The following is a 24313-nucleotide window of genomic DNA, read 5'->3' as shown; positions in this document are numbered from 1 at the left end:
ATGGGCTTCGTACGTAGCGCATTGGCGCTGGCCCTCGGCGTTGCTGTCACGTCGGCTGCCCTGGCGGCCGACGAGGCGCAGGTCAAGCGCGGTGAATACCTGGCCCGCGCGGCCGACTGCATGGCCTGCCACACTGCCGAAGGCGGCGCGCCGTTTGCCGGGGGCCTGCCGATCCATTCGCCATTCGGTACCATCTATGGCAGCAACATCACCCCGGACAAGCAGTACGGCATCGGCAACTACAGTGCCGACGAGTTCTTCGCCGCGGTCACCGAGGGCAAGCGCAAGGACGGCGCCAACCTTTACCCGGCGATGCCGTATACCTCGTACCACCTGATCAAGCGCGAAGATTCGGATGCGATCCTCGCCTACCTGATGACCATCCCGCCGATCAACCGCCCGGCACCACAGACTGCACTGAGCTTCCCGTTCAACGTGCGCCTGGGGCTCAGCGGCTGGAACATGCTGTATGGCAAGAGCGTGCAACTGCAGCCAACCGAAGGCAAAAGCCCAGCCTGGCAGCGCGGCCAGTACATGGTCGAGGTGATGGGCCATTGCGGCGAGTGCCATACCCCGCGCAACCCGATCGGTGCGCTGCAGCAGGACCAACGCCTGAGTGGTGGCCTGCTGGGTGGCTACCTGGCGCCGAGCCTGCTGGCCCAGGACCTGGCCGAGCGCGGCTGGACCCAGCCAGACCTGACCACCTTCCTCAAGCACGGTATCAGCGCCCAGGGCAGCATGTTCAACGAGATGTTCCCGGTGGTGCACCACAGCACCCAGCACCTGGAAGACGCCGACCTGGCGGCCATGGCCACCTACCTGCTCGGCGACCAGCCACCGCCGGCCAAGGCCATCCAGGCGGTTGCCCTGGAGCAGATGAGCGACAGCGCCAAGCGTGGCCACCAGCAGTACCTGAACGTCTGCGCCGGCTGCCATGGCGTCGACGGTGAGGGCAAACCGCACATCGCCGTGGCCATGCGCGGTAACACGGTGCTGCGCCAGGGCGACTCGCGCAACCTGGTCAAGGTCATCCGCGAAGGCATCCGTGAACAGCAGTTCACCGGTTTCGAGCGCATGCAGCCGATGCCGGGCTTTGCCGGCAAGCTCGATGACCAGCAAGTGACGGATATGGTCAACTACCTGCGCCAGGCCTGGGGTGGATTGCCCGGTGACCTGAGCGTACAGCAGCTCGCCGAGCTGAAGGCGGAGTAAAGCGTGCAACATCTCGACCTACAGGTGATCCGCCAGGCCTTGCAGTGGTCGTGCAACGGCCAGCGGGTGTGGTTGTGCACAGTACTTGCCACCTACGGTTCGGCGCCCCGTGCGCCGGGCTCGCTGCTGGCGGTGAACGCCAGCGGCCAGTGGTTGGGTTCGCTGTCGGGCGGTTGCGTGGAGGATGACTTCCTTGAGCGCGCGGCCCTGGGGGAATTCCCTGAACCGGTGGCCATCGTGCGTTACGGCGATGGCAGCGACCCGCGTTCAAGCATTCGCCTGCCGTGTGGCGGCGTGCTTGAAGTACTGGTAGAGAACCTGCCGGCCGAGTGTGAAGTGCAGGCGCACCTGCGTGAGCTGCAAAGCGCACTGCTGGGCCAGCGCCGGGTGTTGCGTGAGGTACGCCTGCCCGAGGGGACTCGCCAACTTGTCGATGACCACTGCCAGGGGCCACGTGTCGAGCGTGAAAGCGCCCGTGTGCGCCTGCGCGTCGGCGCCGCCCAGCGCCTGCTACTGGCCGGCTATTCAAGCGTCGCGCACTTCTGTGCCGAGTTCGGCAAAGGCATGGGCTTTGAAGTCATCCTCTGCGAGCCGCGTGATGAAGTGCTCGATGGCGTGCGCCTGGACGGCATCGAAGTGCGCCGCGAGCTGCCGTCGGAATTCATCGTTCATGGTGGCTGCCATGCCGACACGGCGGTGGTGGCATTGACCCATGACCCGAAGATCGATGACCTGGCAATGCTTGAAGCGGTGCGCACCGAGGCGTTCTATATCGGTGTGATGGGCTCCCGGGCGACCTCCGACAAACGCCGTGAGCGCCTGCAGCGCATCGGCGGCCTGGGTGAAGCCGAACTGGGCCGCATCCATGCCCCGATCGGCCTCAACCTGGGCAGCAAGACCCCGGCGGAGATCGCCTTGGCGGTGTTGGCCGACATCCTGCGGGTGCGTAACGGCATTGAGCGGGTGGCGCTGTGAGCGTGGTCGCGCTGGTGCTGGCAGCGGGCAGCGGCACGCGTTTCGGTGGCGACAAGCGCCGGGCGACCCTGGCCGATGGTCGCAGCCTGCTGGCGCACAGTGTGGCGCGGGCGCGGGCGGTGTTCGATGATGTGCGCGTAGTGTTGCGCGCGGGTGAGTGGGGCGAGGATTTTGGCTTGCCTGGTGATTGCCGGGTCATCGTCAGCCCGGATGCGGCGTCGGGGATGGGGCATAGCCTGGCTGCCGGGGCCAGGTCGCTGGGCGACAGCCAGGCACAGGCGGTGGCGATCTTGCTGGGTGACATGCCTTGGATCGAGATGGCAACCCTGCGCCGGTTGGCTGAGGCTTCCAGCGCTCAAAGCATCGTGTTGCCGCGCCATGCGGGGCAGCAGGGGCATCCGGTGATTTTCGGCCGCGATTTCTGGCCGGAGCTGGGGCTGTTGGCCGGCGATGAAGGGGCGCGGGCGGTGGTGCAGGCGCAGCGGGATTGTTGTGTGGTGGTTGAGGTGGAGGATGCTGGGGTTCTGCTGGATGTAGATACGCCGCAAGTACTGAGCGACTGACGCGGTCCTACAAGGGACCGCGCTGGCCCGATGGTTTATGCCTTCCCCACAAAAGGTCCATAATCCCCCCTTAATCTGCCCAAGGTGCAATGCCAGCTACACCACTCCGGGAGCCCCCAACCATGCACGTTCTGCTCTGCGAGGACGACGACCTGATCGCCGCCGGCATTTGCGCCGGTCTTACCGCTCAGGGCCTGACCGTGGACCGGGTGGGCAATGCCGCCGATGCGCGGGCGATGCTGCAGGCCGCGCAGTTCGACGTGATGATCCTCGACCTTGGCCTGCCTGACGAAGACGGCCTCAAGCTGTTGCGCCGCCTGCGCGATAAAGGCGAGACCCTGCCGGTGCTGGTGCTCACCGCCCGCGATGCCGTCACCGACCGGGTCGACGGCCTGCAGGCCGGCGCCGACGACTACCTGCTCAAACCCTTCGACCTGCGCGAGCTGGCCGCACGCCTGCACACCCTGCTGCGGCGGGTAGCCGGGCGGGCGGTGAACGTGATCGAACACGGCCCTTTGCGCTACGACCCGAGCAGCTGCGAGGCAACCCTGGCTGGCCAGCCGGTCGACCTGTCGCGCCGTGAGCAGGCACTGCTGCAAGCGCTGCTGCAGAACCCCGGGCGGGTGTTGTCCAGCGAGCAACTGAAAGACTGCGTGTACGGCTTCAGCGACGAAGTCGAGAGCAACGCCCTGAACGTGCATATCCACCACCTGCGGCGCAAGCTGGGCAACGGCATTGTCGAGACCGTGCGCGGCCTGGGCTACCGCCTGGGCCCGGCGCAGGCACCGGAAGAGGCCGCATCATGAGCCTGCGGGTACGCCTGAGCCTGATCCTGGGCAGCGCCTTCGTGATCATCTGGGTGCTGGCCGCCGCGTGGATGCTGCGCGACCTGCGCCAGCAAATGATGTTTTCCCTCGACCAGCGCCTGGTAGCGTCGGCGCGCATGGTCGCCGGGCTGATCGACCAGCTGCCGCAGCCATTGACCGCCAAGGGCGAGGATGCGCACTTTTCCGCCGACCAGTTCAGCGTGCCAGACGGCATGGCCTGCCAGGTCAGCTCGCTGCGTGGCGAGATCCTGGCCAGCAACCACAAGCACGATGGCGCCATGGACGACGAGCGCAGTGGTTTTCGTGACCAGACCATCGACGGCGCGTTGTGGCGCACCTTCACCTACAACCATGGCGATGTGCGCATCACCACCGCCGACCGGCACATGGAACGCGAGGCGCTGAACCAGTCGATCCTGCTGGCGGCCTCGGCACCGGTCTTGATGGCCCTGCTCGGCAGCCTCGGCTTGTTGTGGATTGGCCTGGGCAAGGGCCTGGAGCCGCTTAACCGCATGCGCGATGCCCTGCGCCGAAGGCGTGCGGACAGTGTCGAGCCGCTGCAGGTATCGGGCATGCCCAGCGAACTGCAGCCGTTACTGGAAACCCAGAACCAGCTGTTCCTGCGCATTGCCCAGACCATCGAGCGTGAGCGGCGCCTGACCGACGACGCCGCGCATGAGCTGCGCAGCCCGCTGACCGCGATCAAGACCCACCTGCAGGTGGCCCGCATGACCGACGGCGCGGTACGCGAGCAGGCGCTGGAGCATGCCGAGCAGGGCGCCGATCGCATGCACCGCACGTTGGAGCAGTTGCTGATGCTGGCGCGGGTGGAGGGCAGCCTGTCGTTCGAGGATGGCGTGCAATGCAGCGCCGAGCAGGTCGCCCGACAAGCGGTGCAGGATGCCGGTGGTGGTGACAACCGGCGCATCGTGCTGCGCTTGCCTGAAGAGGCCACGCAGATTTACCTGGGCATGCCCGCACCGCTGGCGGTGGCAGCGCTGCGCAACCTGCTGGATAACGCCCTGCGCCATGGCGGCGATGAGGCGGTGGAACTGGAAGTGCAAATGGCTGACGGGCAAGTGGGCTTCATGGTGCGCGACCATGGGCCGGGGATTGCCGAGGCGGACCTGGAGCATTTGACCGAGCGCTTCTGGCGTAATGGGCAGAGTGGTGGTTGCGGGTTGGGGTTGGCGATTGTGCAGGCGATCGTGCAGCGGTGTGCCGGGAGCCTGCGGTTTGACAGCCGTAGCGATGGGTTGCGGGTCTTGTTGCAGGTGCCGGCGCGTTCGGGGCATTGATCTTTATCGCCTGTACCGGCCTCTTCGCGGGTGAACCCGCTCCCACAGGTATTGCACAGGTTGCACTCATGGTGCGGTCCCTGTGGGAGCGGGTTCACCCGCGAAGAGGCCGGCGCAGGCAAAGTAAAATCCAGTAACAACCGCTAAATCCTCCAGGCACTCAAGCGTTTTCCAAGCGACAACCGCCCATACGCTTGCTTGCGAGGATTCACCCATGTCCACCGCTTCCAGCCTTGCCCAGGCCCTGCCGGCCAATGCGCCGCAGGCCTTGTACGAATTCACCGATTCGCCGTTGCTGCAACGCCAGCAGCAACAGGAATCCAACGCCCGCAGCTACCCACGGCGTATCCCGCTGGCGCTCAAGCGCGCCCGCGGCATTCATGTGGAAGATGTCGAAGGTCGCCAGTTCATCGACTGCCTGGCCGGTGCCGGCACCCTGGCGCTGGGCCACAATCACCCCGTGGTGGTCGAGGCGATCCAGCGCGTGCTGGCCGACGAGCTGCCACTGCACACGCTGGACCTGACCACCCCGGTCAAAGACCGCTTTGTCCAGGACCTGTTCGGCATCCTGCCCGAGGCGTTGCGCCGCGAAGCCAAGGTGCAGTTCTGCGGCCCGACCGGTACCGACGCCGTGGAAGCAGCGCTGAAGCTGGTGCGCAGTGCCACGGGCCGCAGCACCGTGCTGGCCTTTCACGGCGCCTACCATGGCATGAGCCAGGGCGCGTTGAGCCTGATGGGCAGCCATGGGCCGAAGCAGCCACTGGGCGCCTTGCTGGGTAACGGCGTGCAGTTCATGCCGTACCCGTACGACTACCGTTGCCCGTTCGGCCTGGGTGGTGAGGCCGGGGTCAAGGCCAACCTGCATTACCTGGAAAACCTGCTGCTCGACCCGGAAAGTGGTGTGCCGCTGCCTGCCGCCGTGATCCTCGAAGTGGTGCAAGGTGAGGGCGGGGTGATTCCTGCCGACATCGAATGGCTCAAGGGCGTGCGGCGCATTACCGAGCAGGCGGGCGTGGCGCTGATCGTCGACGAGATCCAGAGCGGCTTCGCCCGTACCGGGCGGATGTTTGCCTTCGAACTCGCTGGCATCGTGCCCGATGTGGTCACCTTGTCCAAGGCCATTGGCGGCAGTTTGCCGCTTGCAGTAGTGGTCTATCGCGACTGGCTGGACACCTGGAAGCCGGGCGCCCATGCCGGTACCTTCCGTGGCAACCAGATGGCCATGGCGGCGGGTTCGGCGGTGATCCATTACCTGGTCGAGCACCGCCTGGCCGAGCATGCCGAGGCCATGGGGCAGCGCTTGCGCCAGCACCTGTTGCAGTTGCAGCGGGATTATCCGCAGTTGGGGGATGTTCGCGGGCGTGGGTTGATGCTTGGGGTGGAGCTGGTGGACCCGCAGGGCAAGCGGGATGCCTTGGGCCACCCGGTAGCCAACCGTGAGCTGGCGGCCAAGGTACAGCGTGAGTGCCTCAAGCGTGGGCTGATTCTTGAACTGGGTGGCCGGCATGGTGCGGTGGTGCGCTTCCTGCCGCCGTTGATCATCAGTGGCGAGCAGGTCGATGAAGTGGTGCAGCGCTTTGCCGAGGCGTTGATCGCGGCGGTCTGACCGATTGCCGGGGCCGCAAAGCGGCCCCGGCTATTTCTAATCAATCGACGGTCCGTCGCAAATCAACCTGCCCTAGTGGCTACCAACCGCGCCCGGAGTTCACCCAGAAGTTCACCGACAGCGAGGTGCTCACCGACTCCACCTGGTGGAACCAGCCCTCAGGCAGGAACAGCAGGTCGCCGGCCTGCAGCACCACGCGTAGAAACGCCACTTCGCGCGCCGCCGGAAAGCGCTGGTAATCCGGCGCGTCAGGGTTGAAGTCGCAGCCGTCGAGGCCGCCCTTGGGGCTGGTCGACCAGGTGCCCAGGGCCGGGCGGTGATGCGGCGCGGCGAGGATGAACGACTTCTGCCCCCAGACCTGGGCGAACAGGTTGTCGGCATCATCGCGGTGCAGCGGCGTCAGGGTGCCCTTGGGGCCGATCCAGATGCGCGGTGCGATGAACTTGTCGCGGCTGAAGTACTGCGGGTGGCGGATCAGCGTCAGCAGCTTCTCCGGGACGATGTTGTTGCCCATGTAGGCCGGCGTTTCCCCCGGTTTGACCGGGGTGTCCAGCGAGGCGATGAACTCGGCCATGGAGGTAGAGCGGAAATCGCGGTCGGTGGAGAAGGTCTTCTTCACGTAGTCGCCGTGCCGGGTGATGCCCTGCAATTCGGCGAAATGCTCCAGCGAGGCCTGGCGGCCCATGGTGAACAGTGGCCAGTCTTGCAGCGCATCGCTGATCACCACCGGCGTGCCGTGCACCAGGTAGTCGTTCTGGAAGCGCTCCAGCGGCATGTCGGCGCGGGCAATGCGCTGCACTTCGCGCTGCACCGGCTGCGCGGCCGACACCCGTTCGCTGAGGCGTGCCGGGGTAGGGTAGCGTTGGTTCATCGACACCTTGGCCGCTGTGGCGCCGCGGCGGGCATTGCTGATGATCTGCGGCAGCAGGGTGGCCAGGCCCATGTTGCCGGTGATCTTCAGCCGTGCGCTGGCGAACAGCTCCTCGACGTTGGCGGTGCCGCCCATGATGCCGAGGAAGTCGCGCTCGGCCACTTCGATGGTGACGTCCGGGGCGCTGTGCCGGCCGGTGCCGGTGCGGCTGCTGTCGCGCACCTCCGACCAGAACGCCTGGTCCTGGCCGAAGACGAACTGGAATACGCCTTCGATGCCGACGGCATGGGCGTTGGCGAACAGTTTGCTGAGGATGCTCTGAAGGTCCACGGTGTGCCTCTGGCGGTCTTTCGTTGTGCAGGGATAACGAGTGCCTGCGCCAACGATTTAGCCGCGAGGGCGGGTAATTTTTCGGCGTGCTGCTACGTCCCGTAGGGATACTTGAGTCACATTGTTCAGCCAAGGAACCCACATGGCACTGCACCCTGATCTGGCGGCATTTCTGGAACTGGTCGAGTTTGGCCGGCTGACGGGCAGGAGCCTGCCCATGCACGCGATGAACGTGGCCCAGGCCCGGGCCGAATTCGCCGGCAGCTCGCAAGTGCTGGACCCAAGCCCGCCCGGCAGTGTGGCGGTCAGCGAGTTGCAGATTACCGCGCGTGATGGCGCCAGCCTGGCTGCTCGCCTGTACCGCCAGGGCGGAACAGCCGATGCCTTGCAGCCGGTGATTTTCTACCTGCACGGTGGCGGCTATGTGGTTGGCAGCCTCGACTCGCACGACTCGGTGTGCCGCCGCCTGGCCGCCCTGGGCGAGTTTGCGGTGCTGGCGCCGGACTACCGGCTGGCACCGGAGCAACAGTTCCCGGTGGCCCTGCACGATGTGCTGGACGCCGCCAATTGGCTGGCCGAACAGGCAGCGGCGCTGGGCCTGGACAAACGCCAGGTGGTGCTGGCCGGCGACAGCGTGGGGGCCAGCCTGGCGGCGGTGTTGGCGATTACGGCGGTCGAGCAACCTGCGCAGCTGGCGTTCAAGCCGCTGGCGCAGCTGCTGTTCTACCCGGTGACCGATATTTCCTGCCAGCGCGATTCGCACCGTGAGCATGCCGAGGGGTACCTGCTGGAGACGTCTACGCTGGAGTGGTTCTACCAGCACTATGCGCCACAGCCGGAACAACGCCTGGACTGGCGGGTGTCGCCGTTGTTGTCGACCTTGCGCCAGCCGTTGGCGCCGGCGTACCTGTGGGTGGCCGAGTATGACCCGCTGCATGATGAAGGCATTGCCTATCGTGACTGGCTGCAGGAGGGCGGCACGGCGCTGACCTTTGCGCGGGTTGAGGGGCTGACCCATGACTTCTTGCGCATGTCGGGGATCGTTGGGCAGGTAGAGGGGATTTACCGGGATGTCGGGGAGTGGTTGAAGGTGATTGGCGGCCAGTCCTGACATGAGATTGCCGGGGGCGCTGTGCGCCCCTATCGCGACACAAGGCTGCTCCCACAGGGGGCCGCGCAGGCTTTTCAAATGTTGAGCAAGACAGTTGTTCCCGCAGGATGGCTGTGTTCTCTTGTGGGAGCGGCCTTGCGTCGCGATGGGCCGCAAAGCGGCCCCAGGGCCTTACCCGCGAACGCGTTTGTTCAGCACATCCACCAACCGCTCGATCTCCGCCTCGGTATTCAGCAAACCGGGCGCCGTGCGTACTACCGGTCCAGCATCCCGCGACACCGCATCTACCACGATGCGCTGACTATTGAGGTACTTGGCCACCTCATCGGCATCCTGCCCCTTGACCCGGAAAAAGCTGAACCCCGCCGAATACCGGGCGCTGCGCGGCGTCACCAGCTCAACCCCCGGCAGCGCCTCAAGCCGCTGCCTGAGGTTGTCATTAAGCCCATGAATCCGCGCCTGCACCGCCGCCTTGCCCAACTGCAGGTGCAATTCGAACGCCTTGCCCAGTGCCCAGCGATGTTCGAACGCGTGGTAGCCGCCTGGCGTCATCACCGTGGCGAAGTCTTCATTCTCCGAGAATGTCGCAATGGTCGGGGTCAGCTGTTTCAGCTCGGTGGACGCCGCGCAGATGATCCCGGTCCCCCGTGGCCCGAACATCCACTTGTGCGTGCCGGCGATGAAGTAGTCGCAATTGAGGTCGGCAAAGCGCATGTCCTCGACGCCAAAGCCATGCACGCCGTCGATCACGTAGATGATCCGGTCCTGCTCGTCACGCTGGCGGTTGACCTCGCGCACCAGTTTGCCGATCTCGCCCACAGGCAGCTTCACGCCGCTGCCCGAGTGCACCCAGGTCATGCCCAGTACCCGGGTTTTCGGCTCGATGGCGCCTGAAATGGTCGCCAGCACCTGGTCGCTACTGACCTTGGCGGGGTCTTCGAACAAGCGCAACCGGCGCACCGCTGTGCCGTCGCGCGCGTTGCGAAAACCCATGGTATGGCGCGCGGCCGAATGCTCGTGAACGGTGGTGAGAATTTCCTGCCCCGGGGCAATTTTCAGGCCGCCATAGATCAGCCCCAAGCCTTCGGTGGTGCTGCCGGTCAGGGCAATCTGCCGGGGTGTCACTTCAAGGTAGCGCGCAGCCCATTCGCGTACGGCGGCTTCGTGCTTCCACTCCGACTGGCTGTCCCAGTCGACCATGTGTGCTGGCTGGCGGTCAAACCGCGCACGCAGGGCCTCGATGGCTTCGCGCACTGGCCTTGGGTGCGAGGTGATCAGGAAATTGGCGAAATGTGCGTAGCTAGGGTCCAGCTCGAACAGGCCGCGAAAGGCAGCCCAGTCGTTGGCATTGGCGGGTTTCACAGGTGCTGCCTGGGCAGCAGGCAGCAACGGGCCGGGGCCGGTCAGTGGCAGGGCGGCAGCCAGCAGACCGGCCTGCTTGAGAAAGGTGCGACGATCGTTCATCAAGGTGCTCGAAAGGGTCAGGGGGATGATGTGGCGACAGGTTGCGCGGTGCGCTGCACCTGCTCCCACACCCGCAGGAAGTTGCCGCCCCAGAGCTTGGCAATATCCGCTTCGGAGTAGCCGCGGCTGATCAGCTCGGCGGTGACATTGCGTGCTTCGCTGGCATTCTGCCAACCGTCGATGCCGCCGCCTTCGTTGAAGTCCGAGCTGAGGCCGACATGGTCGATGCCGACCTTGCGCACGGTGTAGTCGATGGCATCGCCGTAGTCCTTGAGCGTGGCTGGCGGTTCTTCGTCGAGAATGCCGTACAGCGCGTTGGCGTACTGGCCGACCTTTTGCTCGGGCCAGCCGGCAATTACCGGGTCGCCGGGCATCAGCGCGTAGTTGAGGTTGGCCAGCGGCGGCAGGTCGTAGCGGGCGCGCAGGGCGTTGAGCTTGTCCTGGGTCTTGCTGCTCAGCGGCTTGAGGTAGGTGGAAAAGGCCACCAGCTGGATCACCCCGCCGCTGTCCTTGATCAACTGCAGTTCCTTGTCGGAGAGGTTGCGGTTGATGTCGACCATGGCCCGTGGCGCCGAGTGCGAAGCCACCACTGGCGCGCGGCTGAGGGCGACCACCTGGGCCAACGCCTTGCTCGACATTTGCGACACGTCGATGATCACGCCCAGCTCGTTCAGCCGTTGCACGGCGCGCTTGCCGACCGGCGACAAGCCGTCGAAGGCGTCGGCGGTGTCATTGAAGAACGGCAGTGGGCGCGAGGAGTCGGCCCAGCTGTTGTTGCCCACATAGCTGAAACCGAACATGCGCACGCCGCGCGCGGCCCAGCGGTCGAGCTGGTCGATGTCGTCACCCAATGCATAGGCGTTGAGCATGCTCAGGAATACTGCGAACTTGCCTTCGCCGTGCAGGCGCCGCATGTCTTGCGGGGTATAGGCAATGCCGACCTGCTGCGGGAAGTCGCGGACCATGGCGCTGATCGCGTTGTAGCGCACTTCCTGAGTATGCCGGGCGGCCTCGACGAAACCTGGGGTAGGGCGATGCGGGCCATCGTTGCCGGTCCAGGATTCGGGCCAGGCGAAGATGGTCAGGGCAGCACCAGACAAGCGCCCGCGCGCGGCCTTTGCCAGGTCGAAGCGGCCATTGCCGTCTTTGTCGGCCTCGCTGCCTTCGGTGCCGAAGGTCAGCGGCAGGGTGACATGGCTGTCGAACGAGATGATGCGCTCCTGCAGGTCGTTGGCCTGGCGGGTCACCTCGCGCGAGTAACCGGCAGGGGTAGCGAAATAGTGCCAGGCGGCAAACCCGGCCCCTGCGGCAACTGCCGCGGCCAGGCTGATAAACAGGGCTTTCTTCCAGCGTGGAGTCGTCATCTTGGTCTCAGTAGGTTCACCGTCGAGGGATGGGCACAGAGGCCGCCGCTACCTGCAGTGAACGAGCTTGCAGCTTGGGAATTTAGGTTCTTCGCGGGAAAGTCGGGTGAGAGCTTCCAGGTGCATGGCTTGGGATTTTGGTTGATGCACAGATCGAGCGCCGCGCGGGCGGCGCTCGATCTCACAGGCGATAAAAATCTTGTGCCAAGCCCCCCACATGCAGCTGATGCCCCGTTAAATTTCGCTTGCCGTGCAACGTTCTAGCCTTGGACGGGCCGTGCTCCATGGCCGCAATGAATGCACAGGTATGCAATGACGATTTCCCGACGCGGTTTCATCGCCGGTGTGGCATTGACGGGTGTGGTGGTGCCCGGTGCGCTGGGTGCTCTGTACGTACAGCGCCAGCGTGAGGCCGAGGAATTTCCGGAAACCCCTGGCGAAGCCGTCGTGGAATTGGCCGATACCCGCCTGCAGCAGCTGGGCGACACCCTGCGCGGCATCTGGCGCTGGACCCTGCAAGGCAAGGATGCGGGGCTGGAGGGCTTGCCCACGGGTGAGCTGGAGCTGTTCCTGGATGTAGCCGCCAGCGGTCGTGCGTTGCGCGGTTATCTGGACACCCCGGAGCGTCTGCGCGGTGACGATGAACCGCGCTATCGCGTGGTCGGCGACCTGTTGGCCAACAAGCCGGGCACTTTGCGCTGGCGGCTATTCTCCGACCAGGCGCGCTATGAGTGCCATATCGTGCTCGACGAAGTCTGGGGCCGCTACGGTAACGCCGGCCCGGCGACCCTCAACGGGCGCATTGCGCGCATGGACCGTGCACTGTCGTTGCCGCTGGAGGACAACCACTTCCTGGCCCTGAAACGCACCTTCCCCGAAGCGCGCGAGCGTACCCCGCTGAACCCACAACTGCTGGCCTGGCTGATTGCCCCGGAGCATCGCCTGTTCCACCAACTGTGGCACTCATCGCGGGACAAGTGGCACAAGCTGGACAAGGACAAACAAGGCGCCTTGCGTGGCCTGGGCTGGCAGCCGGGGCCGCGTGACCGCGAGCGTGATGCGCGTGGCCGGCACAAGGACCGCAACGGTTCGGGCGAGGACTTCTTCTTCATGCACCGGCACATGCTCGGCAGCGCCCGTGCCCTGCAGGAGCTGCCTTCCTGGTCGCGCTTCCCGCTACCACAGCCGGAACTGGAGCGTGACCGCGCAGGCTTTGCCCGCTACTTCGACAACCATGACGGCAATGCCCTGCCGCCCACCTGGCTGGCCAGTGGTGATGCGGAGTACACCCAGTGGGTGCGTGACATCAAGACGCCGGATACCTTCCACGGCAACTTCCAGGTCTGGGAGTCGCGTTATACCGACCCGGAATACCTCAGCACCCTGACCCTGGGCCAGTTCGGTTCGGAAGTGGAGCTAGGCCTGCACGACTGGTTGCACATGCGCTGGGCATCGGTGCCGCGTGATCCATCCAACGGCATGCCGGTACCGACGGCGCGTACGCCAGACGACTTTGCCGAGCGCTGGTTCGCGCCAGACAACGACTTCCTCGGTGACCCGTTTTCTTCCCACGTGAACCCGGTGTTCTGGCATTTTCATGGCTGGATCGACGATCGCATCGAGGACTGGTTCCGTGCCCATGAGCGGCTGCACCCGGGCGAGGTGCGGCGCCTGGAGGTCAACGGCGTGCCGTGGTTTGCCCCGGGGCGCTGGGTGGAAGTGGCAGACCCGTGGCTGGGGCCGGACACCCACGGCTGCTCGACGGTGCCGGGGCTGCGGTTCGGGCGCAGCGTGGAGATGGACCCGGAGACCATGAAGCTGGCGTTGCGCATTATCTACAGTGATGAAGGCCTGTTCGACAAGTTGCGGCCCAAGGTGCCGCAGCGGCCTTGGTATGCGCGCAATCTCAAGGTGGCACAGCGTTCACGCTGAGAGGGGGGCGCTTTGCGCCCCTATCGCGACACAAGGCCGCTCCCACAGGTCCGCACATGGCGTGAGAGCCACGCGGTCAATGTGCAAGCGGCCTTGTGTCGCGATGGGCTGCGCAGCAGCCCCCAGAAGGCAACGCGGTCTACTGCCCGACCTGCCACCCCCCACCCAATGCCTTGTACAACGCCACGCTCCCCTGCAGCCGGGCCAGGCGCAATTGCGCCTGCTGGTCTTGCGCCACATACAAGGTGCGCTGGGTCTCCAGCACGCTCAACAAGGTCTCGGCCCCTGCACCATAACGTTGTTGCGCCAGGTCGAAGGCCAGCCGTGCCTGTTGCACCTCTTCATCCTGCCACTGCCGCTGACGGTCCACGCCGTGAATTGCATTCAGCGCTTTCTCGACATCGGCAAAGCCGGCCAGGATGCTGCTGCGGTAGGTTTCCAGCAACTCCGCCTGTTCCGCTTCGGCCAGCTCACGCGCGGCGCGCAGCCGGCCGTTATTGAAGATCGGCGCGACCAGGCCGCTGCTGAGGGTGTAATAGGAGCTGTCGAACAAATGGGCAAAAGTGTTGGCACCTGCCCCCAGGTTGGCCCCCAGGGTCAGCTTGGGCAACATGGCGGCACGGGCGACCTGCACGTTGGCACTGGCGGCGGCCAGCCGCGCTTCTGCCGCGGCAATGTCTGGGCGGCGGGTGAGCAGTTCGCTGGGTAAGCCACTGCCAATGGTCGGCCATTGCAGGGCAGCGATGGCTTCCTGGCTGGCGGGCAGCGACTGCACCGGGTCGCCGAGCAGGGTCGCCAGGGTGACCCGGCTGTCTTGCCATTTTTGCTCCAGCAACGGCAGTTGGCGCTGCTGGGTGGCCACCAGGCTGCGCTGCTGGGCCAGTTCCAGGCGCGTGGCGGAGCCGCTGCGCTGGCGTGTTTCGACCAGGCCCAGCACGTCCTGGGCATTGCGCAGGTTAAGGCGGGCGATACGCAATTGCTCTTTCAGGGCCAGGCCCTGCAGGTAACTGTCGGCTACCGCGCTGACCAGGGTCAGCTCCACGGTCTGGCGGTCGAAGCGGCTGGCATCCAGGCTACGCAGGGCGCTGTCGCGGGTCGCGCGCAGGCCGCCCCAGAAGTCGATCTCGTAGCTGGCGCTGAGCTGCGCGTCGAACGAGGTGCTGGTGGGCTCGCTGCGGCTGACGTCGAGCTGGTCGTTGCCGTCGCCATGCAGCAGGCGCTGGCGGCTGCCGTTCAGGCCCAGTTGCAGTTCCGGCAGCAGTGGCGCGCCAGCGATCACTGCGCGGGCCTGAGCCTGGCGCACTCGCGCCGTGGCGGCGGCCAGGTCGTGGGCGTTGTGCAGGGCGTGCTGCACCAGGCGGTCCAGTTCAAGGCTGGCGAAGGCGTGCCACCACTGTGTAGTTGGCTGCTGTGCCGAGGAGGGTGCGGCGTCGCCTTGCCAGGCGGGTGGTGCGACGATGCCGCTGGTGGGCGTGGGCGGCGTGCTGCAGGCGGCAAGGCATACGCACAAGGTCAACAGGCTGATGCGGCTAGGCAGAGTCATGGGCTATTCGCTGGTAAGGGCTTTGACCGGGTCGAGGCGGGCGGCCTTGCGCGCTGGCATGAAGCCGAACACGATGCCGGTGACAACGGCGCAGGCAAAGGCGCCGAGCATGGCGGGCAGGGCAAAGGCAACAGCCACCTCGACCAGCATCAAACCGCCGCCGATGGCCAGGGCCAGGACGATACCGGCCAGGCCACCTAGCATCGACAGCATCACTGCTTCGCTGAGGAACTGGCGCAGGATGTCGCGTTGGCGCGCACCGGTGGCCATGCGGATGCCGATTTCGCGGGTGCGTTCGCGCACGGTCATCAGCATGATGTTCATCACGCCAATACCACCAACCAACAGCGAGATCGCGGCAATCGCCCCCAGCATCAGCGACAGGCTGTTCTGCGTGCGTGCTTCGGCCTGGATCAGCGCCGCGTCGTTGGTCAGTTCGAAGTCTTGGCGGCCGTTGTGGCGTTGGCGCAACAGCCGGTCGATGGCTGCTTCGGCTTCGTTGACCCGAGTCGAATCAATGGCCGCGACGGTGATGTAATCCGGGTCGCGCTGGCCGAACAGGCGGATGGCGGCGGCAGAGTAGGGCACCGCGATGCGCCCGTCGCTGTCCTGGTCGCCAGGGCTTGCGCCCTTGCCGGCGAGGATACCGACTACCTGGAACGGCACGTTGCCGATGAGGATGTATTGCCCCAGCGGGTCGCGCCCGGGGTCGAGCATCTTTTCCCTCACCTTCTGGCCGATCACGGCCACCGCTGCGGCATTGGCCTCGTCGGTATCGGTGTAGAAGCTGCCATGCACCGCCGGCCAGTTGAAGATCTCCGGGAAAAAGGTGTTGTTGCCGCCCACGTAGAACTTCTGGCTGTTGTTGCCATGGCGCACCATCATCTTTTCGCCGATTACCGGCATTACGTGCTTGACCTGTGGCAGTTCGGCAATGGCTGCCACATCGTCAAGCGTGATGGTGCCAGCGGGTTCGCCCAGGCTCGCCGGCTTGCCGTTGAGGTAAAGGATGTTTGAGCCGAAGGCGGCCATCTGTGCCATCACCTGGCGCTTGCTGCCTTCGCCCACGGCCAGCATCACCACCACCGAGGCCACGCCGATGACGATACCCAGCAGGGTCAGGGCGGTGCGGAAGCGGTTGACCCACATCACCCGCCAGGCTGCCTGCAGGGCTTCGAGCAGCTCGCCTTTCCACGCCCCGCGCGAGGTGGCGCCGCGGTCCAGGCGTTGGCGCAGTTGGTCGGCTTGCAGGCCTTTACCGTTGTTGCTGGTGGGCTGTTCGGTGGCCGAGTCACTGATGATCAGGCCGTCGCGGATCTCGATCACCCGCTGCGCCCGCGCCGCCACTTCGCGGTCGTGGGTGATCAGGATGATCACGTGGCCCTGGCTGGCCAGTTCATCCAGCAACGCCATCACTTCGGTGCCGCTATGGCTGTCGAGGGCGCCGGTGGGCTCGTCGGCAAGGATGATATGGCCGCCGTTCATCAACGCGCGGGCAATCGATACCCGCTGCTGCTGGCCGCCGGACAACTGGTGCGGGCGGTTGCCGGTGCGGCTGGCCAGGCCCAGGCGGCCGAGCAGGGCGCTGGCGCGGGCGTGGCGTTCACTGGCGTCGATGCCAGCGTAGATGGCCGGCATTTCCACGTTTTCCTGGGCTGAGCCCGAGGGGATCAGGTGGTAGCCCTGGAACACGAAGCCAAATGCCTCGCGGCGCAGCCAGGCCAGTTCGTCGCTGTCCAGTGCCGCCACGTCCTTGCCGGCAAAGCGATAGCTGCCGGAGCTGGGGCGGTCGAGGCAGCCGAGGATGTTCATCAAGGTTGACTTGCCAGAGCCGGAGGCACCGACGATGGCGACGAACTCGCCGGGGTGGATGGCAAGGCTGATGCCATGGAGGATGTCGACCTTGGGGGTATCGACGCCACCGTAGGATTTACGGATGTCGACCAGCTCGATCAGGGGTGTGCTCATTCAGCCTCCGCTCACGCCTGGGGCGCCGATCACCAGGCGCTCGCCTTCGTTGAGGCCGTCCAGCACCTGTACCCGCAGGCGGTCGCTGAGGCCAGTGCGCACCTGGCGCTTTACCACCTTGCCGTCGTCGGTCAGTACATGTGCCAGGCGCAGGCCATCGCTGTCGTCCAGCGCGGCCAGCGGCACGGTCAGCACCTGGCTGGCGTTGCCGGCGACGAAGAACACTTGCGTGGTCATTTCGGCCATCAGCGCGCCGTCCGGGTTGTCGACATCCAGCAGCACGCTGTACTGCACGACCTGGCTGCCGGCGCTGCCATTGCTGACGCTGGCCGGGCTGCCGCCGCCCTGGCTGGCCTTCTCTAGCGGTTTGGGCGGGATCGGCAGCACTTGCCGCACGGTGCTGGTCCAGCGGCGCTTGCCGCCGGCCAGGGTGGTGAAGTAGGCGGTCATGCCGGGTTTGACCTTGCCGATGTCGGCCTCCGACACCTGGGCCCATACGGTCATCGGCGACAGCTTGGCGATACGCAGGATCAACGGGGTTTGCTGCTGGGCATTGAGGGTTTGCCCTTCGCGGGCATCCACTGCCACCACCGTGCCGTCCATGGGCGCGTAGATGCGGGTGTAGCCCAGCTCGGCCTCGTCGCTGCGCAGGCTGGCCTGGGCCTGGCGGATTTGCGCCTGGAACATGTCGATGCGCGCCTGGGTGACCTTCAACTGTGCGGCGGCCGTTTGTACGTCCTCGTCACGGGTGGCGCCGGCTGCGGCCAGGTCGCGCTGGCGCTTGAGCTGCTGTTGGGCCAGCAGGTATTGCGCGCGCTGCTCGGCCAGCTGGGCCTTGAGGTTGTCGATCGAGTAACGCCCGGCGTCCAGCCGTGCCTGCTGGGTCGAAGGGTCGATCTCGACCAGCAGCTGGCCTTTGCGCACGGTGTCGCCGACCTCGACGTGCAGCTTGTGGATCTGCCCCGACGCCTGCGCGCCAACGTCCACGTAGCGCCGTGGTTGCAGGGTACCCAGTGCGGTAACGCTGCTTTCGATATCGGCGCGGGTCACGGCAACCGTACTCAGCGGCTGGGCGCCGTAGGGCAGGGCCTTCCAGGCCAGCAGGCTGCCTAGGCCGAGCAGGGCCAGGCTAATGAGCAGGAGCCGGCGGCGGGTGTTGGTTAAAGGTCTCATGCTGACATCCAGCCAAGGGGGTGCCAGATAGACGTAGGCGGCAGGGAGGGATTTAAGGCGATCTGCGTGGGAGCGGCATTGCGTCGCGAAAGGGGTGCGAAGCGCCCCCAGGATTTTCGCATCACCACAAAATGGCTGGGGCCGCTTTGCGGCCCTTTCGCGACGCAAGGCCGCTCCCACAGTTGAACGCATTTACCTGTGAGGCGGGCGGTGCTGCTCCATGCGTCCTGTTGCTGAGAATAATTATAATTTGTAAGATCGCACGTTGACATCACTCGGTCCCGCGTTGCTGCCTGAAAGGGCTTTCTGGCAGAGGCTGGCAGGACGATCTCAGGTAACGTCGTGGAACATTACTATCGCGAACTGGTGGGTTTCCTTTCCGCGCGCCTGGGTAGTCGTCAGGCTGCCGAGGATGTGGCGCACGACGCTTACCTGCGGGTGCTGGAGCGCACCGACGCCGAGCGCATCGAGCACCCGCGCGCCTTCCTCTACCGTACCGCGCTCAACCTGGTGGTCGACCGCCATCGGCGGCACCAGGTGCGCCAGGCCGAGCCGTTGGAGGTGCTGGACAGCGACGAACGCTGGCACACCCCGGCGCTTGCCCACAGCATGCAGCTCGATCAGCGCCTGGCGCTGATGCAGCGCGCCCTGGATGAGCTGAGCAAGGTGTGCCGTGACTGCTTCCTGCTGCGCAAGCTCGACGGCCTGTCGCACCAGCAGATTGCCGAACACCTGGGCATTTCCCGCAGCCTGGTGGAAAAGCACATCGTCAATGCCATGAAGCACTGCCGGCTGCGCATGCGCGAGTGGGAATCCTGATTGCCGGTTCAAAGGCAAATGAAAATTCCGTCAGTCAGTCACTTGATTTCTGCGGCTTTCCCGACTTCTATCAAAGAAGACCCCTGCCAGGCATAGCCTTGTTAGTAGCCGTTACTGGCGCAGTATGGTCATGGAATGTACCCATTACCCAACTGCCCAGGTCCGACCATGGCAAACAAGACCCTGCGCATCCTCATCGCCGATGCACACCCATGCCAGCGCCTGCAACTGGAGCGGCTGCTCAATGGCCTGGGCTATTACCGGATAGCGCCCGTAGACACCTTCGAGGAGCTGCAGCGCCTGGTACAGTGTGCATTGCAGCCTTTTCACCTGCTGCTGGGCAATATCGAACTGGCCAGCCATGCCGGGGTCGACCTGGCACGCTTCTGTCGTGTCAGCACGCAGATCCAGCACGCTTTGCTTTATCACTCCGCCCAATTGAAAGTGCCCTCGGTGCCGCAGACCGAGCGCCAGGCCGTGAGCCTGAGCCTGCCACAGGTGCCCGATAACGAGGCACTGGAGTCGTTCATGGCGATCATCGATGCACCGCTGGTGGTCGGCAAGTTGCCGCTGCCAGGTACCATGCCGGCAGTTACGGCCCGGCCCCGGCCACGGGCCAACTTCGCGCACACGGTGTTCAACCGCTAGCGCCGCAGCGGGCAGGGCAAGGGGGCAGCTATTTGCTATCCTCTTGCCCTTTGCCGATTTGCGGACCCTGCCATGACTGCCATCGATACCGCTCGCCCGCCCCGGTTCAGCCGCGGCGACCACCGGACCCTGGGCCTGGCGGCGCTGGGCGGCGCGCTGGAAATCTACGATTTCATCATTTTCGTGTTCTTTGCGCTTACCCTCAGCCAACTGTTCTTCCCGCCCGAGATGCCTGAGTGGCTGCGCCTGCTGCAAAGCTTCGGCATTTTCGTCACCGGCTACCTGGCGCGGCCGCTGGGCGGCATCCTGATGGCGCACTTCGCCGACCACCTGGGGCGCAAGCGGGTGTTCAGCCTGAGCATCCTGATGATGGCCCTGCCATGCCTGTTGATCGGGGTGATGCCGACCTACGCCGACATCGGCTATGCCGCGCCGCTGATCCTGCTGGCGTTGCGCATCCTGCAGGGTGCGGCGGTGGGCGGCGAGGTGCCGAGTGCCTGGACCTTCGTTGCCGAGCACGCACCAGCCGGGCGGCGTGGCTACGCCCTGGGCTTCCTGCAGGCCGGGCTGACCTTCGGCTACCTGCTGGGGGCGCTGACCGCAACCTTGTTGGCGCAAATGTTCACCCCGCAGGAAATCCTCGACTACGCCTGGCGCTACCCGTTCCTGCTGGGCGGGGTGTTTGGTGTGATCGGCGTGTGGCTGCGCCGCTGGCTCAGCGAAACGCCGGTGTTCCTCGCCCTGCGCGCGCGCCAGGAGCAGCCGGTGACGTTCCCGCTGCGGCGGGTGCTGGGTGAACACCGTCGGGCGTTGGTCCCGGCGGCGCTGCTGACCTGTGTACTGACCTCCGCCGTGGTGGTGCTGGTGGTGATTACCCCGACGGTGATGCAACAACGCTTCGGCATGACAGCCGGGCACACCTTTGCCCTGAGCAGCGTGGGCATTGTCTTCCTCAACATTGGCTGTGTGCTGGCAGGGCTGCTGGTTGACCGCGTGGGCGCCTGGCGTGCGCTGATGCTCTACAGCCTGCTGCTGCCGCTGGGTATTGGCGCGTTGTACGCCAGCCTGGTAGGGCAGTGGGGCATGACCTGGCTGGCCTATGCGTTGGCGGGGTTGAGCTGCGGTGTAGTAGGGGTGGTACCGTCGGTGATGGTCGGGTTGTTCCCGGCCGAGATTCGCGTGTCGGGCATTTCCTTCACCTACAACGTGGCCTACGCGCTGTGGGCCAGCACCACGCCATTGGCGCTGATAGCGCTGATGCCGTGGAGCCCGTGGGTGTGTGTCGGCTTTTGTCTGGTCATGGGCACGGTAGGGCTGCTGACGGCCTTGTATTTTGGGCGTCGCGAGGCATTGGCGTTTGCGGCGGAGCCGATGCCGATCATGTGTGGTGACAAGTGAGCCGGTGCATGTCTTGGGTTGTGTAGTAGGGCATAAACCGAGCGCCGCCCGCGCGGCGCATCGCGAGCAAGCTCGCTCCTACATTTGTTTCGGGCCGCTATCGCCTGCGCCAGCGCGCGCGACCGCCTTGTTTGTACGACGCGATATCGAGACATGCACCAAGGCGTTCGCGCGCAAATTCCACAGGAATAACTGGCCCGAAACAGATGTAGGAGCGAGCTTGCTCGCGATGCGCCGCGCGGGCGGCGCTCGATCTGATAGGCGCTGAACCTGTCACGACGAACTTCGCACCCCAGACGCATTTTCACAACAAAAAGCCCCCGGCACATGAGTACCGGGGGCTTTTTGTTGCAGCAAGGGCAGGGGCCTTACATGTTCGGGTAGTTGGGCCCGCCAGCGCCTTCAGGGGTGACCCAGGTGATGTTCTGGGCCGGGTCCTTGATGTCGCAGGTCTTGCAGTGCACGCAGTTCTGCGCGTTGATCTGGAAGCGCTTGTTGCCGTCTTCCTGGGTGACCACTTCGTACACGCCCGCCGGGCAGTAGCGTTGGGCCGGCTCGTCGTACAGCGGCAGGTTGCTGGCGATCGGCACGTTCGGGTCGGTCAGCTTCAGGTGGCAGGGTTGTTCCTCTTCGTGGTTGGTGCTGGAGAGGAATACCGAGCTGAGCTTGTCGAAGCTGAGCTTGCCGTCCGGTTTCGGGTAGTCGATCTTCTGCGAATCGGCCGCCAGCTTCAGGCAGGCGTAATCCGGCTTGGTGTCGTGCAGGGTGAACGGCAGCTTGCCACCGAACCAGTTCTGGTCGACATAGTTGAACGCGCCACCGAGCAGCGGGCCAAACTTGTGCAGCGCAGGGCCGAAGTTACGGCTGGCGAACAGCTCTTCATACAGCCAGCTGGCCTTGAAGGCGCTGACATAACCGTCGAGCTGGTCACCGCCTTCGCGGCCAGCAGCCAAGGCGTCGGCCACCGCTTCGGCGGCAAGCATGCCGGACTTCATCGCGGTGTGGCTGCCCTTGATCTTGGAGAAGTTCAGGGTGCCGAGGTCGCAACCGATCAGCGCGCCACCGTTGAACACCATCTTCGGCAGCGAGTTCAGGCCGCCCTTGCAGATGGCGCGGGCACCGTAGCTGATGCGCTTGCCACCTTCGAGGTACTGGCTCATCACTGGGTGGTGCTTGAGGCGCTGGAATTCGTCGAACGGCGACAGGTACGGGTTGGCGTAGGACAGGTCGACGATCAGGCCGACCACCACCTGGTTGTTTTCCAGGTGATAGAGGAACGAACCACCGGTGTTGTCCTTGGCCATCACGTCCAGCGGCCAGCCAGCGGTGTGCACCACCAGGCCCTGTTCGTGCTTGGCCGGGTCGATTTCCCAGATTTCCTTCAGGCCGATGCCGTAGTGCTGGGCATCGGCCTCGCTGTCGAGGTTGAAACGCTTGATCAGCTGCTTGCCGATATGGCCGCGGCAGCCCTCGGCAAACAGGGTGTACTTGGCGCGCAGTTCCATGCCCGGGGTGTACAGGCCGTCCTTCGGGTGGCCTTCACGGTCGACACCGAGGTCGCCGGTGACAATGCCGCGGACCACGCCGTTGTCGTCGAACAGCGCTTCCTGGGCGGCGAAGCCCGGGTAGATTTCCACGCCCAGGTTCTCGGCCTGCTGGGCCAGCCAGCGGCACAGGTTGCCCAGCGAGATGATGTAGTTGCCATGGTTGTGCATGGTCTTGGGCACGAACAGGTCAGGCACCTTGGTCGCGCTGCCGGCATCCTTGAGCACATAGATGTCGTCGCGCTTCACTTCGGTGTTCAGCGGTGCGCCGAGTTCTTTCCAGTCAGGGAACAGCTCGTTCAGGGCGCGGGGCTCGAACACCGCGCCGGAGAGGATGTGGGCACCGACTTCAGAGCCTTTTTCCACCACGCAGACGCTGATTTCGCTACCGGCTTCGGCGGCCTTCTGCTTCAGGCGGCAGGCGGCGGACAGGCCCGCCGGGCCGGCGCCGACGATGACCACGTCGAATTCCATGTATTCGCGTTCCACTGGTTCTCTCCTACTCATCAAGGCTCGTGCTGTTGCTTTGTCTTATTGGGTGCTTGCGTGCAGTGGCTCATCACGGGAGCGAAACTGTAGCTACGCAAATGACGGACTACACCGTTTTGTCTTGGCCGCGCATTATATCTACACCACTTGGCGGGTCCAATACAAACGTTTGTTTGAATTTGCCGCAGGCCAGTAAAATCACAGGAACACGGCTGGAGGGTGACCGATTTGCCGTATTGACCGGATTGGGTGTTACGGTCAAGATACGAGCGGTTTTACGTTCGCCGTAGGCTTGCAGCCGGGCGCAGGTACACCTCTAAAGACCAGGTGTGGAGCAGGGTTTTGCGGGCTTGGCCCGGTTTGTAGTGGAGTTTACACGCCACGACAGAAAATGACCCGTGAGTATTTGTCGCAAGAGTCCGAACAAGACTGTTCGGTCACTGTGAAGATACTGCCTCCCGGTACGTTTTTAGAGGTGCCCTTGTACCCACGCGCATCGCCGGGCATGGCCCCAGGCGACTATCTATTCACCGGAGAGTAACGAGGAATCCATGAAGGTTCTTGTAGCTGTCAAACGAGTGGTCGACTACAACGTCAAGGTTCGCGTCAAAGCGGACAACTCCGGCGTCGACCTTGCTAACGTCAAGATGTCCATGAACCCCTTCTGCGAAATCGCCGTGGAAGAAGCCGTACGCCTGAAAGAAAAAGGCGTTGCGACTGAAATCGTCGTGGTTTCCGTTGGGCCGACCACTGCCCAGGAGCAACTGCGTACCGCCCTGGCCCTGGGTGCCGACCGTGCCATCCTGGTCGAAGCCGCCGACGAACTGAACTCCCTGGCCGTGGCCAAGGCGCTGAAAGCCGTTGTCGACAAAGAGCAGCCGCAGTTGGTCATCCTCGGCAAGCAGGCCATCGACAGCGACAACAACCAGACCGGCCAGATGCTGGCGGCGCTGACCGGCTTCGCCCAAGGCACCTTCGCCTCCAAGGTGGAAGTGGCTGGCGACAAGCTGAACGTCACCCGTGAAATCGACGGCGGCCTGCAGACCGTTGCGCTGAACCTGCCTGCTATCGTCACCACCGACCTGCGCCTGAACGAGCCGCGCTACGCGTCGCTGCCGAACATCATGAAGGCCAAGAAAAAGCCGCTGGAAACCGTTACTCCAGACGCGCTGGGCGTT

General features: G+C 64.8%; 19 protein-coding genes. 12 read left to right on the top strand and 7 right to left on the bottom strand.

The window, feature by feature from the left end; translation table 11 throughout:
- The 6 genes from ABE456_RS14665 (at position 1) to ABE456_RS14640 (ending at position 6481) form a co-directional block, all read left to right on the top strand.
- Positions 1-1212, top strand: coding sequence for a cytochrome c (locus tag ABE456_RS14665; RefSeq protein WP_346644566.1), 1212 nt, complete (start codon positions 1-3; stop codon positions 1210-1212).
- A gap of 3 nt (positions 1213-1215) precedes the next feature.
- The gene (locus ABE456_RS14660) at positions 1216-2187 is read left to right on the top strand and encodes an XdhC family protein (RefSeq protein ID WP_346644565.1); all 972 of its coding nucleotides are present in this window, start codon (positions 1216-1218) and stop codon (positions 2185-2187) included.
- Positions 2184-2750, top strand: coding sequence for a nucleotidyltransferase family protein (locus ABE456_RS14655; protein ID WP_346644564.1), 567 nt, complete (start codon positions 2184-2186; stop codon positions 2748-2750). Before ABE456_RS14660 ends, ABE456_RS14655 begins: the two co-directional genes overlap by 4 nt.
- A 122-nt stretch (positions 2751-2872) precedes the next feature.
- Complete coding sequence (locus tag ABE456_RS14650; RefSeq protein WP_346644563.1) at positions 2873-3556, top strand: response regulator transcription factor; 684 nt, start codon at positions 2873-2875, stop codon at positions 3554-3556.
- Entirely contained in the window at positions 3553-4875 is a 1323-nt protein-coding gene (locus ABE456_RS14645) for an ATP-binding protein (protein ID WP_346644562.1), read from the top strand. The genes ABE456_RS14650 and ABE456_RS14645 overlap by 4 nt, the downstream gene beginning before the upstream one ends.
- Before the next feature lie 214 nt (positions 4876-5089).
- Positions 5090-6481 carry an aspartate aminotransferase family protein gene (locus ABE456_RS14640; RefSeq protein WP_346644561.1) on the top strand — a complete coding sequence of 464 codons (1392 nt, stop codon included), beginning with the start codon at positions 5090-5092 and terminating at the stop codon, positions 6479-6481.
- 79 nt (positions 6482-6560) lie between these two features.
- Here the strand turns inward: ABE456_RS14640 and ABE456_RS14635 are convergent, their stop codons facing one another.
- On the bottom strand, positions 6561-7682 hold the full coding sequence (locus tag ABE456_RS14635; protein WP_346644560.1) for a cupin-like domain-containing protein: 1122 nt from the start codon (positions 7680-7682) through the stop codon (positions 6561-6563).
- A 142-nt stretch (positions 7683-7824) separates the two neighbouring features.
- Between ABE456_RS14635 and ABE456_RS14630 the strand changes: the two genes are divergently transcribed.
- Positions 7825-8793, top strand: coding sequence for an alpha/beta hydrolase (locus ABE456_RS14630; RefSeq protein ID WP_346644559.1), 969 nt, complete (start codon positions 7825-7827; stop codon positions 8791-8793).
- A gap of 171 nt (positions 8794-8964) precedes the next feature.
- Here ABE456_RS14630 and ABE456_RS14625 read toward each other — a convergent pair whose 3' ends face one another.
- Both ABE456_RS14625 and pvdM read right to left on the bottom strand, forming a co-directional pair.
- On the bottom strand, positions 8965-10257 hold the full coding sequence (locus tag ABE456_RS14625; RefSeq protein WP_346644558.1) for an aminotransferase class V-fold PLP-dependent enzyme: 1293 nt from the start codon (positions 10255-10257) through the stop codon (positions 8965-8967).
- Between the two features lie 17 nt (positions 10258-10274).
- The gene (gene pvdM / locus ABE456_RS14620; RefSeq protein WP_346644557.1) at positions 10275-11621 is read right to left on the bottom strand and encodes a pyoverdine-tailoring dipeptidase-like protein PvdM; all 1347 of its coding nucleotides are present in this window, start codon (positions 11619-11621) and stop codon (positions 10275-10277) included.
- 312 nt (positions 11622-11933) lie between these two features.
- Here pvdM and ABE456_RS14615 point away from each other — a divergent pair, with 312 nt between their 5' ends.
- Complete coding sequence (locus tag ABE456_RS14615; RefSeq protein WP_346644556.1) at positions 11934-13553, top strand: PvdJ/PvdD/PvdP-like protein; 1620 nt, start codon at positions 11934-11936, stop codon at positions 13551-13553.
- A gap of 139 nt (positions 13554-13692) precedes the next feature.
- Here the strand turns inward: ABE456_RS14615 and ABE456_RS14610 are convergent, their stop codons facing one another.
- Genes ABE456_RS14610 through ABE456_RS14600 form a run of 3 tightly spaced genes read right to left on the bottom strand, consistent with a single transcriptional unit; the run spans position 13693 to position 18237 of the window.
- Positions 13693-15096, bottom strand: a complete 1404-nt coding sequence (locus tag ABE456_RS14610; RefSeq protein WP_346644555.1) for an efflux transporter outer membrane subunit — start codon at positions 15094-15096, stop codon at positions 13693-13695.
- 3 nt (positions 15097-15099) lie between these two features.
- Positions 15100-17064: a MacB family efflux pump subunit gene (locus ABE456_RS14605; protein ID WP_346644554.1), complete on the bottom strand. Its 1965-nt coding sequence runs from the start codon at positions 17062-17064 to the stop codon at positions 15100-15102.
- Positions 17065-18237: an efflux RND transporter periplasmic adaptor subunit gene (locus tag ABE456_RS14600; RefSeq protein WP_346644553.1), complete on the bottom strand. Its 1173-nt coding sequence runs from the start codon at positions 18235-18237 to the stop codon at positions 17065-17067. It lies immediately after the preceding gene.
- 342 nt (positions 18238-18579) lie between these two features.
- On the opposite strand from ABE456_RS14600, the gene ABE456_RS14595 reads away from it, so the two are divergent.
- The 3 genes from ABE456_RS14595 to ABE456_RS14585 all read left to right on the top strand — a co-directional run bounded on the left by ABE456_RS14595 (position 18580) and on the right by ABE456_RS14585 (position 21102).
- On the top strand, positions 18580-19056 hold the full coding sequence (locus tag ABE456_RS14595) for a sigma-70 family RNA polymerase sigma factor (RefSeq protein WP_346644552.1): 477 nt from the start codon (positions 18580-18582) through the stop codon (positions 19054-19056).
- 168 nt (positions 19057-19224) lie between these two features.
- Positions 19225-19704, top strand: coding sequence for a histidine kinase (locus ABE456_RS14590; RefSeq protein ID WP_346644551.1), 480 nt, complete (start codon positions 19225-19227; stop codon positions 19702-19704).
- 72 nt (positions 19705-19776) lie between these two features.
- On the top strand, positions 19777-21102 hold the full coding sequence (locus ABE456_RS14585) for an MFS transporter (protein WP_346644550.1): 1326 nt from the start codon (positions 19777-19779) through the stop codon (positions 21100-21102).
- Positions 21103-21470: 368 nt separating this feature from the next.
- Here ABE456_RS14585 and ABE456_RS14580 read toward each other — a convergent pair whose 3' ends face one another.
- The gene (locus tag ABE456_RS14580) at positions 21471-23153 is read right to left on the bottom strand and encodes an electron transfer flavoprotein-ubiquinone oxidoreductase (RefSeq protein ID WP_346644549.1); all 1683 of its coding nucleotides are present in this window, start codon (positions 23151-23153) and stop codon (positions 21471-21473) included.
- 533 nt (positions 23154-23686) lie between these two features.
- On the opposite strand from ABE456_RS14580, the gene ABE456_RS14575 reads away from it, so the two are divergent.
- A partial coding sequence (locus ABE456_RS14575) for an electron transfer flavoprotein subunit beta/FixA family protein (RefSeq protein WP_346644548.1) occupies positions 23687-24313 on the top strand: 627 nt, incomplete at its 3' end.

The organism is Pseudomonas sp. TWI929 (genome assembly GCF_039673335.1).
Classification (GTDB): Bacteria; Pseudomonadota; Gammaproteobacteria; order Pseudomonadales; family Pseudomonadaceae; genus Aquipseudomonas.
The sequence above is the reverse complement of the archived record's forward strand: the minus strand, read 5'-3'. Positions and strand labels throughout refer to the sequence as shown.

Excerpts from the sequence above, each read along its gene's own strand:
- ABE456_RS14665 (WP_346644566.1), top strand. The coding sequence starts at position 1 with ATGGGCTTCGTACGTAGCGCATTGGCGCTGGCCCTCGGCGTTGCTGTC.
- ABE456_RS14650 (WP_346644563.1), top strand. The coding sequence starts at position 2,873 with ATGCACGTTCTGCTCTGCGAGGACGACGACCTGATCGCCGCCGGCATT.
- ABE456_RS14645 (WP_346644562.1), top strand. The coding sequence starts at position 3,553 with ATGAGCCTGCGGGTACGCCTGAGCCTGATCCTGGGCAGCGCCTTCGTG.
- ABE456_RS14640 (WP_346644561.1), top strand. The coding sequence starts at position 5,090 with ATGTCCACCGCTTCCAGCCTTGCCCAGGCCCTGCCGGCCAATGCGCCG.
- ABE456_RS14630 (WP_346644559.1), top strand. The coding sequence starts at position 7,825 with ATGGCACTGCACCCTGATCTGGCGGCATTTCTGGAACTGGTCGAGTTT.
- ABE456_RS14625 (WP_346644558.1), bottom strand. The coding sequence starts at position 10,257 with ATGAACGATCGTCGCACCTTTCTCAAGCAGGCCGGTCTGCTGGCTGCC.
- pvdM (WP_346644557.1), bottom strand. The coding sequence starts at position 11,621 with ATGACGACTCCACGCTGGAAGAAAGCCCTGTTTATCAGCCTGGCCGCG.
- ABE456_RS14615 (WP_346644556.1), top strand. The coding sequence starts at position 11,934 with ATGACGATTTCCCGACGCGGTTTCATCGCCGGTGTGGCATTGACGGGT.
- ABE456_RS14610 (WP_346644555.1), bottom strand. The coding sequence starts at position 15,096 with ATGACTCTGCCTAGCCGCATCAGCCTGTTGACCTTGTGCGTATGCCTT.
- ABE456_RS14605 (WP_346644554.1), bottom strand. The coding sequence starts at position 17,064 with ATGAGCACACCCCTGATCGAGCTGGTCGACATCCGTAAATCCTACGGT.
- ABE456_RS14600 (WP_346644553.1), bottom strand. The coding sequence starts at position 18,237 with ATGAGACCTTTAACCAACACCCGCCGCCGGCTCCTGCTCATTAGCCTG.
- ABE456_RS14590 (WP_346644551.1), top strand. The coding sequence starts at position 19,225 with ATGGCAAACAAGACCCTGCGCATCCTCATCGCCGATGCACACCCATGC.
- ABE456_RS14585 (WP_346644550.1), top strand. The coding sequence starts at position 19,777 with ATGACTGCCATCGATACCGCTCGCCCGCCCCGGTTCAGCCGCGGCGAC.
- ABE456_RS14580 (WP_346644549.1), bottom strand. The coding sequence starts at position 23,153 with ATGAGTAGGAGAGAACCAGTGGAACGCGAATACATGGAATTCGACGTG.